The organism is Spirosoma pomorum (assembly GCF_054776615.1).
On record NZ_BAAHBP010000027.1, the window covers coordinates 52,973 to 71,091 of the forward strand.

8 protein-coding genes are annotated in these 18,119 nt (G+C 52.3%); 2 read left to right on the top strand and 6 right to left on the bottom strand.

From position 1 onward, the window contains the following. Window positions 1–161 precede the first annotated feature (161 nt). The 6 genes from ACYVAD_RS15755 to ACYVAD_RS15780 form a co-directional block, all read right to left on the bottom strand. Window positions 162–2,579, bottom strand: coding sequence for an ABC transporter permease (locus ACYVAD_RS15755; protein WP_461140470.1), 2,418 nt, complete (start codon window positions 2,577–2,579; stop codon window positions 162–164). Window positions 2,580–2,676: 97 nt separating this feature from the next. Beyond that, window positions 2,677–5,181 (bottom strand): ABC transporter permease, encoded by a 2,505-nt coding sequence (locus ACYVAD_RS15760; RefSeq protein WP_461140471.1) that lies wholly within the window; start codon window positions 5,179–5,181, stop codon window positions 2,677–2,679. Continuing rightward, complete coding sequence (locus ACYVAD_RS15765) at window positions 5,067–7,460, bottom strand: ABC transporter permease (protein WP_461140472.1); 2,394 nt, start codon at window positions 7,458–7,460, stop codon at window positions 5,067–5,069. Before ACYVAD_RS15765 ends, ACYVAD_RS15760 begins: the two co-directional genes overlap by 115 nt. Before the next feature lie 85 nt (window positions 7,461–7,545). Next, window positions 7,546–9,957, bottom strand: coding sequence for an ABC transporter permease (locus ACYVAD_RS15770; protein WP_461140473.1), 2,412 nt, complete (start codon window positions 9,955–9,957; stop codon window positions 7,546–7,548). A 77-nt stretch (window positions 9,958–10,034) separates the two neighbouring features. Continuing rightward, window positions 10,035–12,464 (bottom strand): ABC transporter permease, encoded by a 2,430-nt coding sequence (locus tag ACYVAD_RS15775; RefSeq protein ID WP_461140474.1) that lies wholly within the window; start codon window positions 12,462–12,464, stop codon window positions 10,035–10,037. A gap of 203 nt (window positions 12,465–12,667) precedes the next feature. Then, window positions 12,668–13,918 (bottom strand): exo-beta-N-acetylmuramidase NamZ family protein, encoded by a 1,251-nt coding sequence (locus ACYVAD_RS15780; protein WP_461140475.1) that lies wholly within the window; start codon window positions 13,916–13,918, stop codon window positions 12,668–12,670. 215 nt (window positions 13,919–14,133) lie between these two features. Here ACYVAD_RS15780 and ACYVAD_RS15785 point away from each other — a divergent pair, with 215 nt between their 5' ends. Together ACYVAD_RS15785 and katG are read left to right on the top strand one after the other, a co-directional pair. Beyond that, a complete protein-coding gene (locus ACYVAD_RS15785) occupies window positions 14,134–15,357 on the top strand; it encodes an ABC transporter permease (RefSeq protein WP_461140476.1) in 1,224 nt (407 codons plus the stop codon). A gap of 427 nt (window positions 15,358–15,784) precedes the next feature. Next, window positions 15,785–18,079: a catalase/peroxidase HPI gene (gene katG, locus ACYVAD_RS15790; protein WP_461140477.1), complete on the top strand. Its 2,295-nt coding sequence runs from the start codon at window positions 15,785–15,787 to the stop codon at window positions 18,077–18,079. Window positions 18,080–18,119 lie beyond the last annotated feature (40 nt).

Below are 18,119 nucleotides of genomic sequence, written 5' to 3' on the forward strand. Positions count from 1 at the left end.
AAAGCTATGATGGTGCCACGCGCTCGTGGGAAAAATGGGTTAAACCGGGCGAAAAATGGGATGAAAAGGGGGGGGGGAGCAGGAAAGGGAGGAGGGAGAAAGGGAGGAAGGTATGCTTGACTATCCCTTTCCTCCTTTTCTCCCTCCTCCCTTTCCTGCTCTTATTCCGTTTTTAGCGACTTGACGGGGTTGACCAGGGCGGCTTTGAGGCTTTGGAAGCTGACCGTTAGCAAAGCAATACCTACCGCCAATAGTCCGGCTACGGCAAACACCCACCATTGGATGTCGATGCGGGAAGCAAAATCCTGGAGCCAGCGCTGCATGGTGTACCAGGCAATAGGGGAGGCTATAACGATGGCGATCAGCACCAGTTTGACGAAGTCCCGCGCCAGCAGACTGACGATGCTCCAGACCGACGCGCCGAGTACTTTGCGAACGCCGATTTCTTTGGTCCGCTGTTGCGCCGTGAACGTAACCAGACCCAGTAAGCCCAGACAAGACACCAGCACTGCCAACAACGTGAAGAAGCCAAACACCTGCCCGAAGCGATCGTCGGCGCGGTATTGCTTGTCGTACTGCTCATCCAGAAACGCAAACTCGAAAGGGTCTGTGGGGAAGAATTGTTGCCAGGCTTGTTTGACAACTGCCACCATACGGGTTGATTCGCTACCCGCCATCTTGATAGAAATGGCACCGTTCACGTTGGGATCAAGACGTAGAATGAGCGGTTCGTAGGCTTCGCGGGGCGATTGCTGGTGAAAATTGTCGATTACGCCGACGATGGTGAGTTTATCGCCCCAGAAGTCAATCTGTTGACCGATGGCTTTATCCGGGTTGGCGAAGCCCAGTTGCAGCAGGCCCGTTCGATTAAGAATAACCGCATCCTTCTCACCCAGTGCCGAATTGAAATTTCGACCCGCCAGCATTTTTAACCCATACGCATCGATAAAGTCGTAATCAGTCGTGATGATTCTGTATTGTTTTCCGTCTTCGTTGGGTGCGCCGAGCAAACGAATGCCGCCTGCGTTAAACTCCACTTTTTCGCCCGGAACGGTTGACGAAACAGCCACGCGTTGCGTACCAGACTGGTTGAGCAAATACTCTTTGAAGGCCTTGGTTCGGCTGACTCGCGTCGAATCATTGACGGGCCTGCCCAGCACCATTGTCTGGTCAATAGCAACCCCGAGCTGCTGACTGCGCATGAACTGAAGCTGGCGAAATACGGTAATGGTAGCCACCAGGAGGAATACCGAAGCGGCAAACTGAATGACGACCAACGACTTACGGAGTGTAACGCCCTCTTTGAACCCAGCCATGCCGTTTTTAAGTACAGCAACCGGTTTGAAGCCGGATAAGACAAAGGCGGGATAGAGACCAGACAACAACGTTCCCACAACGTACATGCTGCCTAATCCAAGCCAGAAACGGTTGGACGCGACAAAGTCGTACGTCAACTCCTGATCCGTAAACTCATTGAATACGGGCAGGGCTATGGTAATCAGCACGAATGCTGCACCGACAGCCATCCCATTCAGTAAAGCCGATTCGATCAGAAACTGGCCGATCAATTGACCCCGATACGAGCCGATTGCCTTACGAACGCCCACTTCTTTGGCCCGACCGATGGCCCGCGCCGTAGCCAGATTGATGTAATTGATCCAGGCAATACTGATGATAAAGAAAGCAACGCACAATAAGACATACACTGCGTTGCCGTCGCCGTTCGGACCGGCTTCGAATAACAAATGCGAATACAAATGGATATCGGTAAGCGGCTGTAGCTGGAGCAAGAGGCCATCGCCCGTTTTGGGGTCGCGCTGATCCTTACGTTCCGTAAAGGCGGGCAGCTTGCGTTCCAGAGCCGCTGCGTCTACACCCGGCTTCAGCAGCAGATACGTTAAGCAGCCATCCTGGTCCCAGGCATTATCGAAGTTTCTGTCAGGTTCATTTTTGGGGTTAGCTAACTTCTGGAATGTACTGAACGACATCAGGTAGTCGGCCTGAATATGCGAGTTCTTCGGGAAGTCAGGATAAACGCCGGTTACGCGAATGGGCAGCTCGCGCTCCACATGCATCAACTGACCAACTGGGTTCGCTGTCCCGAACAACCGCTTTGCCAACGACGCGGAAACGACGCCCGTGTTGGGTTCCGTCAGCGCTGTTCGCGAATCACCCTCGGTCAGTGGAAACGAAAAAATCTTGAAGAAGGAAGGTGTTACGAAAAAACCCTTATCTACCCGGAAATCACGCTGGTGGGCCTCCAGAACTAGCTTTGGCCGGGCGAATAGTTTGACATAGTCTTCGACTTCGGCAAATTCATCTTTTAACTGGTTGCCTGCCGCAAACGGCCCTCCGGCCCAGTTGGTCGACAAAACCCCATGTTCGTAGCGCTGGGCCGTTACGCGAACAATGCGACCAACGCGTTCATGGAAGCGATCATAGCTGCGTTCGAAACTGACGTACTGGAAAATGAGCATGGTGGCCGCCATACCGACGGCCAGCCCGAAAATATTGATTGCCGTGTAGCCACTCTGCTTGCGCAGGTTCCGCCAGGCGATTTTGAGATAGTTCTTGATCATAAGAAGGGATGGCGAAAGGAGGAAAGGGAGGAAGGAGGAGAGGGAAGAAAGGGATCGTCAAGCCTTCCTCCTTTTCTCCCTCCTCCCTTTCCTCCTCTTACTCCGTTTTTAGTGATTTGATGGGATTGACCAGGGCAGCCTTTATACTCTGAAAACTGACCGTGATGAACGCAATCGCCAGCGCCAGGCCCCCGGCCGCCACAAAGACCCACCAGGAAATGTCGATTTTGTAAGCGAAACCCTGTAGCCATTTATCCATTGCATACCAGGCCAGGGGCGAGGCAATCAGAATGGCCATGCCGACCGGTTTCAGAAAGTCGCTGGAGAGCAGGCCAACAATGCTGCCCACCGATGCGCCCAGGGTTTTACGAACACCAATCTCTTTGGTACGTTGCTGGGCCGAAAAGGAAGCCAAACCGAACAGACCCAAACAAGCAATGAAAATGGCCAGTCCCGCAAAAATGCTCAGAATAGTTTGCTGACGCAGGTCGGCCTGGTACATCTGGTCGAACTGCTGGTCCAGAAAATGATAGTTAAGCGGATACGCAGGGCGCGTTTTAGCGTACAGTTGCTGGATCGTCTCGACCGTGGCGGACAGGTTACCGGGCTTCAATTTTATAAGAGCGACCCGTCGGTCATCGTTGGGGGCAATAACCAGTGGTTCGATCGACTCTTTCAGGGATAGAAAATTGAAATCCTCGACCACGCCGATGATTGTCCGCTTCGTGCTGTCGCGCAATGTATTTTTCAGCCACTTGCCGATGGCCTGTTCCGGTGTCCAGCCCAGCCGCGCAGCCGCCGTTCGGTTGATCAGGGTCGCCTTCACCGTATCGGAGGGAAACGCGGGCGAAAAGTCCCGGCCTGCAATCAATTTCAGTCCCAGCGTTTTTACGTAATCGAAGTCGGCGAATTCCGTCCGGGCTCTCCATTTGCTGTCATGTGCTTCGACATCAAACATATGTCCGTCGAAATAACCACCCGGCTCACCCGACATCAACGAAACGGCCTCAATCCGGCTCTGGGCGAGCAGTTCTGGTTTGTGTCCCCTGAAGAACATATCGGTGTCTTCGTTGTCAATGGGTACAACCAGCGTCTGCTCCTTATTGTACCCGAGCTGTTTATTTTTGAGGTAGCTCATCTGCTGGGTGCCAATGGCGGTGCCGAGCATCAGCAGGATCGAGATACTGAACTGCACCACAACCAGCACCTGCCTCAGCGAAACGCTACCTTTACCCAGTCGCAATCTACCCTTCAGCGCCTGAATGGGCGAAAAGGCCGCCAGGACAAAGGCAGGGTAGCTTCCCGCCAGAAAACCCGCTACCACGATGATACCAAGCAGGAACAGTACGATCGGTAGGACGTGGGTTGATAGGGCCAACGAGTAGCCCAGTAGCTGTTGGTAAAACGGCAACACCAGCGCCAGTAAACCAAGGGCGAGTATACAGGAGAACGCCGTCAGCAGGATTGATTCGCCGATGAACTGCCAGACCAGATGCCCCTTAACGGCCCCCAGCACTTTGCGAACCCCAATCTCTTTCGAGCGTTCTACGGCCCGAACCGTTGATAGGTTCATAAAATTGATGCAGGCTACCAGCAAAATAAGAATCGCAATTGACAGGAAGATGAAGACGACCCCTTTATCGCCATGTTTGCCGTTATCGAAAGCAGCCTGTTCAAAATAAATATCCCGTAAGGGCGTAAGCGACAGGGTGAACTTAAAGCCGGATTCTTTCATAACAAGCCCCATGTGTTTATCCATGAAGCGCGGAAAATTTCGCTCGATATGTTCTTCTGTCACCGTCGGGGCTAGTTGCACGTAGGTGTAGAGGCCGTTGTTGATCCAGGTGGTCATCCAACCCTGGTCTTTGTAGTTTTCCAGCGGTATCACCAGGTCGAAATCCAGGTGGGAATTCGTGGGTACATCCTGCGCGATCCCGGTGACTTTAACGGCCAGTTTTTTATCAACCCTGACGATTTTACCCATCGCGTTGTCGGCGCTGCCGAAATACTTTTTGGCTGTCGACTCCGTCAGCACTACACTCGCCGGGTCGAGCAATGCCGTAGCCGGATTGCCCTTGAGCAGGGGAAAGGAAAAGAACGTAAAAAAGGTCGGGTCAGCATCGATGATTTTCCGCTCGTGAAACGATTTGTCCTGGGCCGTGATCAACGCATTGGTCGGGTTTACCCGAATCGCCTGCTCGATCTGCCCGGTAAAATCGGTCAGCAGCGCCGGTGCGTACGGCCCCGACAGGTAAGAGACATCCATCGCTTTGCCATCAAGGCTGATACCCCGCATGACGCGGTATATGTTCTTGCCATTCTTGTGAAAATCATCGACGCTGAACTCGTTGCTGATGAACAGGAAGATCATCAGGCATACGGTGATGCCCGTCGACAAACCCAACAGGTTAATGATCGAGAAAACCTTATTACGGGTCAAATTGCGAAACGCAATTTTGAGATAGTTCGTAAACATGTTGGCGTCGTTTATTCGGAACGTAACGATTTGATGGGATTGACCAGGGCGGCCTTTATACTCTGAAAACTGACCGTTGCCAAAGCGATAGCCATTACCAGCGTAACTACCGAAGCGAATGTCCACCACGACATATCAATGCGGTAGGCGAAGCCCTGCAACCAGTTATGCATGAAGTAATACGATACGGGCAACGCAATGGCAACGGCGATGATAATCAGCTTGATGAAATCTCTGGAAAGCAGCGCAATGATTCCGGCCACCGACGCACCCAACGCTTTGCGAATGCCAATCTCTTTAGTTCTACGCTCGGCGGTGAAGGTTGACAGACCGAAAAGACCCAGGCACGAAATAAGAATCGCGAGCCCGGCGAAGTAGCGGGACAAGATCGACACCCGTTGCTCTGATGCGTATTGGGCCTGGAAATCCTGATCCAGGAATTTGTATTCCAGTGAATAACCCGGATTGAATTCCTGGTAAACCTGCTGAAGTCCGGCGATTGCCTGCTGCTGTTTTTCCGCATCAATGGAGGCCATGAGGGTCATGGTTTCCGACGGTTTGAGTTTCATGAAAACAGGCTTGATTTCGTCGTGGAGCGACTCGAAATTAAAGTCGCTCACCACGCCCACAATTTGCCGGTTCTGCCCCCACAACTGAACAATCTGGCCAACTGGGTTTTTCAGGCCCATTGCCTTGATGGCGGCTTCGTTAAAGATGATGTTGCTACTGTCGGCGCCGAATTTCTTGTCGAATGCCCGGCCCTCTTTCATGTGCATACCCAGCGTTTCGATGGCGTTGTAGTCGACCGTCATATTAATGAACCGGATAGACTCTTTAGGGTCTTTGCCTTTCCAGTCCAGGCCTACTGTCCCGCCCTGATTGCCAATAAGCGACTGTTGCATACCCGACGCATTCAGTACACCCGGTATTTTTTTTACCTCCGCCAGAAAGGTTTCTGTATTCTCCGCAATTTTTCCCTCTCTCGAGAAGTAGATGACATTATCTTTTTTGAAGCCTACGTTTTTGCGCTGGACGTAACTGATCTGCTGGTAAACCACCAGAACGGATACAATCAGGATAATCGACAGCGCAAACTGAAACACCACGAGCCCCTGCCGTGTCCAGACTTCACCCACCGAATTCGTTAGTTTCCGGGATAGCGTTCCCCCTTTCAGTACCGTTACCGGATTGAAACCCGATAAGTACAGGGACGGATAGCTACCGGCTATAATACCGGTGAGTAACGTAATGGCCAGAAAGGCCAGTATAAGCCTGCCGTCGACGTTCAGCGACAGATGTTTCTGGGTGATTTCGTTGAAGGTGGGGAGCAAGATAACGACCAGCAAAATAGCCACCAGCAACGACAGGAAGGCCATAAACATCGACTCGCCCATGTACTGCAAAATGAGCGTTCCCCGGCCCGCGCCGATGGCTTTTTTTACCCCCACTTCTTTGAGTCGTACCGACGCTTTGGCGGTAGACAGATTCATGAAATTGATGCAGGCAATGACCAGAATAAAGAGGGCAATGATGGAGAACAGATTCACATAATCGATCCGGCCACCGACCAGAACCCCGTTCCTGTAGGTGTTACGTAGATAACTATCCGAAAAGGGTCTCACGAATAGCGTGACCGTTGACTCGCTGGATTTGGTTTTGAGGTAGCCTGCAATTTTTTTGTTAAACTGGTCAATGTTTGTTTCCTTCTTCAACACCAGATACGTAGCTGGTGCGTGATTATCCCAGGATACAGTACGGTGGAAAAGTTCGGGGTCTCTAAACGCCTGATCCGTTAGTAAAAGGTCAAATTGTGCCGACGAATTAGCAGGTAGTTTTTTGAAGATTCCGGTTACCAAAACCGCCTTTTTAAATTGCGCCAATTGCCATTGAATCGTTCGGCCAACCACATTTTGGGTAGTATGAAACAGCTTCATGGCCAGCTCTTCGGACAGGACGACTCCATTTTTATCTGCCAGAACGTTTTCTTTGTTTCCTGCGAGGAGTGGGTAGGAAAAAATGTTAAAAAAATCCTTGCCCGCAAATTGTCCGGCCGCCTTTATATTGACGCTGTTTGCCGAAACGGTGAGCAGCGATGGCATGGCGGACGCGGGAAGAACAGCCGCAGCGTACGCCACTTCCGGAAGTTCGGCCGCCATCGTTTCAGCCAGTAAATCCGGCGTACGATCCTGCGTCCTGATGCCATCCGCATTCGGGTTGTTCTCCATCACCTGATACAGTTGGCTGTCGTTCGCATGGAACCGGTCAACATGCAATTCATCATTCACCCACAGGTAAATAAGCAGGGCGCAGGCCAGGCCCGACGAAAGCCCGATGAGATTAATGAAAAAGGTGCTTTTGAACCGTTTGATAGTACGATAGATGAGTAAAAGATTATGTTTCAGCATGAGCTTGATGGCTAGTGGTGGGGTTGAGGGAACTAGAAAACCCGCCGTAACGACAGATCGGCTACGCCCCTCGTTCCACGCAATTTTATTCGGAACGTAACGATTTGACCGGATTAAGTAGCGCGGCTTTGATGCTTTGAAAGCTGACCGTCAGCAGGGCGATACCAATGGCTAGCAAGCCCGCCAGACCAAAGACCCACCAACTGATATCGACGCGATAGGCAAAATCCTGAAGCCAGCGGTGCATGGCGTAGTAGGCAATGGGTGAGGCAAGGATTAGGGCCACCAATACTAGCTTAAGGAAATCTTTGGAGAGCAGGCCTACAATGCTGAAGACGGAAGCCCCCAGCACTTTACGGACGCCAATTTCTTTGGTTCGCTGCTCGGCGGTGAAGGTAGCCAGGCCGAACAAACCCAGGCAGGCGATGAAGATGGCTAATATCGAAAATGTCAGCGTGAGCATGCCTATACGTTGCTCGACGCGATACATGCGGTCGAACTGATCATCCATAAACTGGTAGCTGAAAGGTTGGCCGGGCATTAGTTTCTGCCACGTCCCTTCTAGTTGAGTCAGCAAGCCAGGTACGTTGGCGACGTTGATCCGGAAGGATACGGCACCGGGGTCTTGGCCAAGGAAAAAAGCCACGGCTCCCACTTGTTGCCTTAATGATTCGTAGTTGAAATTCTGTAAGACCCCAACAACCGTAAACGTTTTACGCTGGTCAGTGCCCTGAAATACGTCGACCCGCTGGCCAATAGGATGCTGAAAACCGAGAAGTTTGACCGCGGCTTCATTGATAATAATTTCCGAAGAATCGGCGCCGAACGAACGCGAGAAATTACGTCCCTGTCTGATTTGCATACCCAGCGTCTTTACGTAGTCATAATCCACCGTCCAGCATTGGGCCGAGACAGCTTTTCGCTGGTCGGTTTCGCCTACCGGGAACAAGGGGCGGTCTGAACGATCGGACGGAACAGGCAGGAAGCCGGACAACGTACCGCTTTCTACGCCGGGGAGCTTAAGCACTTCCTGCCGAAACGTTTCATCCTGTCTAGATCCATTGGTGTTGACTGTCAGTACGTGGGAACGATCGAAACCAATATTTCGGGTTCGGATGTAGTTCAGCTGGCGGTAGACGACGAGCGTACCAATGATGAGCAGCACTGATATGGCGAATTGGAACACAACCAGTCCGCTGCGCAGACTTAGCCCTCTGTTTCCCACCCTTCGGTTGCCTTTCAAGACCTGAATGGGCTGAAAAGCAGATAAGAACAGCGCTGGGTAGCTCCCTGCTAAAATCCCCACCGTGATTGGCAAAATAACCAGGATAGCCAGCCAGCCGGGCGTAAGCAAAGTTGACCAGCGTAGTGTTTTAGCTGCCACCTCGTTGAACAGCGGTAGGGCGATATACACCAGTAACAAGGCTAGGGCTAAGGCAAACATCGTTGTCAGGACTGATTCGGTCATGAACTGTCCGACAAGCTGTGCCCGCTCCGAACCCAGCACTTTGCGAATACCGATCTCCGTAGCCCGCTTAGCCGACTGAGCAGTGGCTAAATTCATGAAATTGACGCAGGCAATCAGCAAAATGATCAGCGCCACCGCCGAGAAGATATAGACGTACTGAATATCACCTGGTGCCGCTATTTCCACCGACTGTTTCGAGTATAGATGCAGATCGGTCAGGGGCATCATCCACAGCCGAAAGTGATTGCCCGACTGCCTAAACTGGTTCATCGTTATACCAAGTTCCTTCTTCAGGACCGGGCCACCATACTTTTCCACAACCGCGTCGAGATACTGCCTGAACGAACTCGGGTCAATGCCGGGCTTTAGTACGACATACGTATAATGGTTGGTGCTCAGCCAGTTGCCCCACTGATAATCGTCGTTGAGCATAGTCGGAAAAATGTCGGCCCGGAAGTGAGCGTTCGTGGGCATATCATGCATGAGGCCAGTTATCTTGTACGGCTGATCGCCCAGCAACATCGTTTTGCCCATTGGTTGCTGGTTGCCAAAATGGCGTTTTGCCGCCGACTCGCTAATTACCACTGTGTTAGGAGCCGCCAGTGCCCGCTTTGGATCCCCGGCAATAAGCGGTAGCGTGAATACGTCGAACAGAGTCGAATCGGCGAACATGACGTTATCCTCGCTGATAGCGGTAGACAGACCGGCCCGCTTAACGAGCCACGTACCGCGGTGGTGCAGGCGCACAAACTGCTCTACCTGCGGGTAGTCCTGTTTGAGTGTTGGGCCAAGTGGGTCGGGAGTAACGGCCAGCGCCACGGTCCGGCCACCAAATCTGGCGTCGGTGTTTATCCGGTAAATGCGGTTGGCTTTGACATTATACCGATCGTAGCTTAGCTCGTCGTTGACGTAAAGCACAAGGAGGAGACAACAGCTGAGCCCTACCGCCAGTCCGACGATATTGATAAACGTAAAGCCACGTTGCTTACGAAGGTTACGAAAGGCGATTTTGAAGTAGTTTCGGAGCATAGGGCGGAACGAGGAATGGAAGAGTAGGGGACAAAGAAGAGGGAGAACGAGTGGCTATCCCGTTCCTCCGTCCAGCCCTATTCCGTTTTTAGGGACTTAACCGGATTGACCAGGGCGGCTTTGATGCTTTGGAAAGAGACCGTCAGCAAGGCGATACCGATGGCTAGCAAGCCCGCCAGGGCAAAGACCCACCAACTAATATCGACGCGGTAGGCAAAATCCTGCAGCCAGCGGTGCATAGCGTAGTAGGCAATGGGCGACGCAAGGATCAGGGCCACCAACACTAGCTTAAGGAAATCTTTGGAGAGCAGGCCCACAATGCTGAAGACGGAAGCCCCCAGCACTTTACGGACGCCAATTTCTTTGGTTCGCTGCTCGGCGGTGAAGGTAGCCAGGCCAAACAAACCCAGGCAGGCGATGAAGATGGTCAGCCCCGCGAAGATGCCGAGAATCTGACCGGTTCGCTGTTCGGCCCGGTAGGTTGCGTTGAAGCTCTCATCCAGAAAGGAGTAAACGAACGGTTCATCGGGGAGCAAGGTTGCCCATTTCTCTTTGAGCATGCTCAGTAAACCCGTTACGTCCTGCGTTTTTGTTTTGACGATTAGAAAACCACCATTTTTGCCCAGCGTCATCACTAGCGGAGCAATGCGTTCGTGCATCGATTTGAAATGAAAATCTTTGACGATGCCAATCACGCGATACGTAGTTTTTGCCCCGTCGTTTTGTGGGCGGGTGAGCGTGTGGCCAATGGCCTGCTTACCCCAGCCGAAGGTTTTGGCCGCTGTTTCGTTCAGCACGATTGCTGTGGAGTCAGTACCGAAATCAGTTGAGAAATTTCGCCCCGCTACAAGCTTCATGCCCAGTGTTGGCATGTACTGGTCGTCGACCTCATAGCAAAGTGTTTTGGTAAGCTGCCCCTCCCGATTGTCAGCGTAGATGATAAAATTATTCGAGTTCGACGGACCAGCTGGCAGGAATGGGGATACGCTGGCGCTCAGGACGCGCGCATCCCGTTGCATCTGGTTTTTGAGCATATCGACGTTACGTCCCAGACGCCAGGCTTCGGGAAGGATCAGCACCTGCTCCCGGCTGTAGCCCAGTTTCTTCTGCTGAATGTAGGTAAGCTGTTGGAAAACAACAACAGTGCCGATCGTTAGCAGGATACTAACGAAGAACTGAAACACGACCAGACCGCTCCGAAGACTAAGGCCCGATTTGCTGGTCTGGTTAAACGTCGTTCTCCCTTTCAGCACCGCGATGGGCTTGAACGACGCCAGAAAGAAGGCTGGATAACTCCCCGCCAGCGTACCGACCAGTACGCCAACGCCCAGTAGCGCCGGTAGGAGCCAGGGTGTTTTTGAGAATGATAAAGTCAGCTGTTTGCCCGCCAGTTCGTTGAAGAAAGGCAGACTTAGGTAGAGCAAACCAATGGCTAGTATCAGCGATAGGCTGGTCAACAGCATTGATTCGATGAGGAACTGCTGGACTAACCCCTGTTTCTCCGACCCCATTACTTTCCGGATACCCACCTCTTTAGCCCGTTTCGACGCGCCTGCCGTCGACAGATTCATGAAATTGATGCAGGCAATCAGCAACATGAAAAGAGCAATGGCGCTGAACAGGTATACGTATTGGATCGTACCGTTTGGCGATAACTCGCCCGTCAGGTTGGAGTGTAAGTGAATGTCGGTGAGCGGTTGCAGGTATAAGCCAACGTCGTTGCCCTTCTGACGAAACTGCGCCATGCTCATGCCAAACGCCTGTTTCAACTGGGGAGCCATGTACTTCTCGACAACTTGAGGGAGCTTCGCTTCTAACCGTTTGTAGTCGTAGCCCTGGGGGAGTACGAGGTACGTGTAAAAGCCCGATATCAGCCAGGAAGGTGATTTGGCATCTGGACGACTGGCCATCGAGAGCAGCAGACTAGCCTGGAAATGGGCGTTGGTCGGAATGGCGTCGATCAGCCCAGTGATGGTGTAGGTGGTTGGCTCTCCTTTGATCGTCAGCACCTTGCCGATTGGGTCAGCACCCCCAAAATACTTACGGGCCGTGGCCTGATCGATCACCGCCGTGTTCGGTTGTTGAAGGGCTGTTTTGGGATCGCCTTTCAGAAAAGGGAGGCTGAACACGTCGAAAAAATTAGCGTCTGCGAACGCGACGGCGTGCTCTTTAAAGGTTTTGTTCTGGTGCGTAAACAACGTCGATCCGCCCGGGCTAAGCCGAGTTACCTCCCGCACGTCAGGGAATTCGGCTTTGAGTGTCTGCGCCGTTGGCGCCATGACGATCGCTTCATTGATGTTGCCTCCCTGGATCGTTCCCCGAAAAATGACCCGGACAATCTGATCGGCCTTGGCGTTAAACCGGTCGTAGCTCAGTTCATCAAGAACAAACAGGCTGATAAGTAGGCAAACCGTCAGTCCAATTGCCAGCCCCACTACGTTAATGATGGAAAACGCTTTGTTGCGCATCAAACTGCGCCAGGCGACAAGGAGTTGGTTTTTAAGCATGGTAGGCGTCCGTAAGGTTGAGCGACGTAACGAACTGTGTCAAATGCGGTGCCAACCGGGAAGAACAGCGTAATCTGCTCAGCAGACGCTCTTTTGCTCAAAAGCTACCTGGTAGAATTGTCCAAAAGCGGACAGTGACTGTACTGGAACGGACAAGCCAACCCAGTACGAGTTGGCTTGTTGCGTTGATGGTCTGGGTAGCCTTATGGATACAGCAGATACTTTTTGCGCGTCTGTTTGAACGCTGTCAGACCCGGCTCCCAACTCTGGCGAATCTCCTTCTCGCTCTTCCCGGCAATGATCTGCTGCTTCAACGTCTCCGTGCCCGCTAGCTTATCAAAATTGCCCATCTGTTTGCTCTGGCTCATGTCGAAAAAGCGGGCTTTGTCGGGGTAGGCTTTGTACAGATCCATTAGCCACTTCAGGTTAAGCTGCTTCGTTTTGCGGAAGAGGCTTGTGTCATAGTTGCGGAGATCAAGCCCGTAGCAATCCATGTTCTGGTGCAGGGGTGTTTCGCTCATGCCTTTCAGACTAACCGGGCGGAAGGAGAACGAGTACTGCCCTTTCAGGGCCGGAGCACCCAGCACCGTAAAGGGCATGTACGTACCGCGCCCCTGGCTGATGATCGTTCCCTCGAACAGGCACAGGCTGGGATAGAGTAGGATCGACTGCTGTGTGTTCAGATTTGGAGAAGGCATTACCGGCAAGTCATAGGCTGTATCGTGCGTGTAGTTAGCGACCTTAACGATGTGTAGTTTGCACTGCGCCTTATTAGGCAACCAGCCTTCGCCGTTGATAAGTTGTGCAAACTCAGCGATGGTCATGCCGTGCGTAATGGGAATGCGGTGCATACCAATTCCCGAATGCAGATGATCTTCTAGAATGGGGCCGTCGACGCAGAAACCGTTGGGGTTAGGCCGGTCCAGAATCATGAGTTCCTTACCGTTTTCGGCGCAGGCTTCCATGACGTGGTCGAGGGTGTTGATGTACGTGTAAAAGCGGGCGCCCACGTCCTGAACGTCGTAAATCAGCAGGTCGATGTCGGCCAGGTGTTCTTTCGACGGTTTCTTATATTTTCCATAGAGCGAGATGACTGGGATGCCAGTTTTGGAATCAACGCTGTCATCCACTTTGGCGCCGTTGCTGGCGTTACCCCGGAACCCGTGTTCAGGGCCAAAGATGCGAACAATGTTCACGCCCAAACCAACAAGACTGTCGACACTGGGCGTGCGGCCAATGATTGATGTCTGGTTAACGACCATCCCGATCCGCTTGCCTTTCAAATAGGGGAGGTAGGTACTAACCTGATCCGCACCGGTCAGTAGCCTAGCCGCCGGTATAGTCGCTACGTCATCGTTACCCGGTGCCGACAGGCCTAATGGAGTAGTGGCCGGACTTGCTACCCAAAAACAGGCTACCAGCAGAGGAAATAAAGCAAGCGAATTAATTTTCATGGCGGAAGGGTTCGACGGTTGTACAACGGCAAGTTGTTCATAAAAGTAATCGAGCACAACTACTGATGCTTTGCGGGACCTCGTCGACTGTCGGGATATTCCAGTAGAGTTGATCAGTATCGCTACCAAAAGCCGCCGTTTGTCACATACGTATTGCCCGGACCAGCCAGCTACGCTACATTGGGAGACCTATACACCCAAGCTGACTTTCCCGCATGAAAAAGATCATTGTCTCGTTCACGACGGCTCTGGAGAACATCCGCTCCCGGTTTTTTCATACCATCTTATCCATTCTTGGTATCGTGATTGGCGTGGCGGCTCTGGTGGCTATCTTATCGTTGATCGATGGGATGGAGCAATACGCCCATGAGCAGATCACGAAAACGACCTCACTGAATGCGATTATGATTCAGTCGAACCCGTACAAGTCGGTTAATGACGTATCGGTCAGAAAAGACGACTATGTGTATTTCACCCACGATACGTTCCGGAAGATGGTAGCCTCGCTGACGAAGCCCGTTATACCTTATCTGGAATGGCGGCAATCCAGCGAGATTGTTAGCAAGGCAACTAGTCGTAAACTAGGAACAGTCGTCACCGGAACAATATTGCCACTTCATCCGGGTATTACGTTGGTTCATGGCCGGGCATTTACGGAAGCAGAACTTGAAAATAAACGTCCGGTTGCGTTCATCAACCAGCGGATGGCCCGACAACTGGTTGAGAAGCAATCTGAGAGGCAAGCCGTTGGTCAGCAGATTGTTTACAACGGCACAGCCTTGACCGTAGTTGGTGTCTGGACGGATAAAGATGTCAGTTACGGTCAGTTGCTGATGCCACTGACCCTGGTATCCGACAGTGCGCTGAAAGCCACTCCGCCAATGGGAATTATTGACGCAAAAAACGTAGAGAACGTAGTTGGGTTGAAGTCAGAAATCGAAAACTGGCTGAAAGCCAATATCAGGAACAAACTGGATGATTTCACTATCATCACGAACGAGCAGCGGGTAAGCCAGGCGACCAAAGGTTTTCTACTTTTCCGGATCGTGATGGGGCTGATCGTTGGGATTTCGGTACTGGTAGGCGGTATTGGTGTGATGAATGTTCTGCTGATTTCAGTTACAGAACGAACGGTTGAGATCGGCGTTCGCAAAGCCCTTGGCGCTAAAAAACGGGATATTCTTTGGCAGTTCCTATCCGAATCAATCACCATTTCGACCTTCGGTAGTTTGCTGGGGCTGGCACTGGGCATACTCAGTACGCTGACCTTTATTCCGATCGTAAAAGCGATTACTGACGTATCCTTTCAGGTCGCCTACACCTGGAACACATTTATGGTGATCGTAGTCATTGCTATGTTAATTGGAATTGTATTTGGTACATATCCCGCTATGCGAGCTGCCCGGCTCGATCCAGTCGAAGCCATTCGGCGCGAATAATAATCTTTACCGAGAACAAGTAGATCGACGGTACCAATGAGATTTACGTCCTGAGCTGACTACAGTAAGCGCTTAGAAAACATTGTTCTGTGCGGCTAACTTATTTCCATAAGCTGTTGATTCAGTGTTTTTTGCGGAGGCAGGTACGATGTTTGTGTCCACCAGAGTCAACCAATGGTAACCTACGTTAGTTGACATAGATGAAATAATACGGCAAACGAGCCGTAAAGTAATGTTGACCGGTCATCAAAAAAAGGGTGCAGCAGATGCTATTCTTTTTGCTGATGAGCGTTATTCCGTATGGACAATTCATAGATTTTCGCAATGAGTTTATCAAACAAATTGATTTGATTGATAAATACTAATACGTTAATATTGCCCAAAATAGGACCGAATCCTTCTAATCAATTACCACTGTTTTAATCCTATGGATAATTACTCAGGGGACATTAGCAAGTGCCCATTTTACAGCGGGGTTCAAAAAAACGAGCCAACCGGACAAACAAAGGTTGCGGGTAATGGCACGCAGAATCACGACTGGTGGCCTAATCACCTAAAAGTTAATTTACTTCGTCAGCATTCGTCGGCGTCGAACCCAATGGGTGAGTCGTTTAACTACGCTGAAGAATTCAAAAGCCTCGATCTGGAGGCTGTAAAGCAAGATCTACACGCGCTGATGACCGATTCGCAGGACTGGTGGCCAGCTGACTTTGGTCACTATGGCCCGCTGTTCGTTCGGATGGCGTGGCACAGCGCGGGTACGTATCGCATCGGCGATGGCCGGGGTGGCGCCGGTTCTGGTCAGCAGCGGTTTGCTCCGCTCAACAGCTGGCCCGATAACGTCAGTCTTGATAAGGCTCGTCGGTTACTGTGGCCAATCAAGCAGAAATACGGCCGCAAGATTTCCTGGGCTGACTTACTGATTCTGACCGGTAACGTAGCACTGGAGTCGATGGGTTTCAAAACCTTCGGTTTTGCCGGTGGCCGGGAAGACGTTTGGGAGCCTGAACTGGATGTGTACTGGGGCTCGGAAGACAAGTGGCTGGGTAGTGACAAGCGATATGCAGGTGGCTCGGAAGGCGTAGACGAAGATCATGGTATACTGGTGTCTGACGAGGACGCCGACGGCCAAATTCACGCCCGTAATCTGGAAAAGCCGCTGGCAGCCGCCAATATGGGGCTTATTTACGTAAACCCGGAAGGTCCAGACGGAACGCCCGACCCGATTGCTTCAGCCAAGGATATTCGTGATACGTTCGGTCGGATGGCCATGAACGACGAGGAAACGGTAGCGCTGATTGCCGGTGGACACAGCTTCGGTAAAACCCACGGTGCCGGTCCGTCGGAACACGTAGGTGCTGAGCCAGAAGGTGCTGATATGGAGCATCAGGGTTTTGGCTGGGCTAGCTCGTTCGGTACCGGAAAAGGGGCCGACACCATCACCAGCGGTCTGGAAGTAACCTGGACAACCACGCCGACGCAGTGGAGCAACAACTACTTCGAGAACCTGTTCAACTTCGAGTGGGAACTGACCAAGAGCCCCGGTGGGGCGCATCAGTGGGTGGCGAAAGATGCGGGTGACATCATTCCCGATGCTTATGATGCCAGCAAGAAGCATCGGCCAACCATGCTGACTACCGATCTGTCGATGCGGCTGGACCCTGCCTACGAAAAAATCTCGCGGCACTTCCTGGAAAATCCGGATGCGTTTGCGGATGCCTTTGCTCGTGCCTGGTTCAAACTGACGCACCGTGATATGGGTCCGATTGCCCGTTATCTAGGTCCGGACGTACCACAGGAAGAACTGATCTGGCAAGATCCGATTCCGGCGGTAAGTCACGAACTGATCGACGACAGCGATGTCGCTGCGCTAAAAGCAAACATCCTGGCGTCTGGACTGACGATTCCTCAACTGGTATCGACGGCCTGGGCATCGGCGTCGACCTTCCGGGGTTCCGACAAGCGCGGTGGGGCTAACGGTGCCCGTATCCGGCTGGCTCCCCAGAAAGACTGGGAAGCGAACAATCCAGCCCAACTGGCGAAAGTACTGGGTACGCTGGAAAGCATCCAGGAAGAGTTCAACAGCACGCAGACGAGTGGTAAAAAAATATCGCTGGCCGATCTGATCGTGCTGGCGGGTGGTGCCGCCGTCGAGAAAGCCGCAAAGGCCGCTGGTGTTGACATTACGGTACCGTTTACGCCCGGCCGGATGGACGCGTCCGATGAACAGACCGATGCCCATTCGTTCGCGGTGCTGGAGCCGATCGCCGATGGCTTCCGCAACTACCTGAAAAAGAAATACACGGTATCGACCGAAGAACTGCTGATCGACAAGGCGCAATTGCTGACGCTGACGGCGCCTGAGCTAACGGTGCTGGTTGGTGGTATGCGTGCTCTGAACGCCAACTTCGACGGCTCGAAGCTCGGTATCTTCACCGACCGGCCTGAAGTGCTGACCAACGATTTCTTTGTGAACCTGCTCGACATGCGCACGGCGTGGAAAGCGACGGCTGATCACAAAGAAGTGTTTGAAGGCCGTGATCGGACAACAGGCGAACTGAGATGGACCGGCACGCGTGCCGATCTCGTTTTCGGGTCGAACTCGGAACTGCGCGTGATCGCTGAAGTATACGCCAGCTCCGATGCCAACGAGAAGTTCGTGAAGGATTTCGTTGCTGCCTGGAGCAAAGTAATGAACCTGGACCGCTTCGAGCTGGCGTAAGTCATCGCAATATCGATTACAGTGCAGCCGCCCCGGAGTC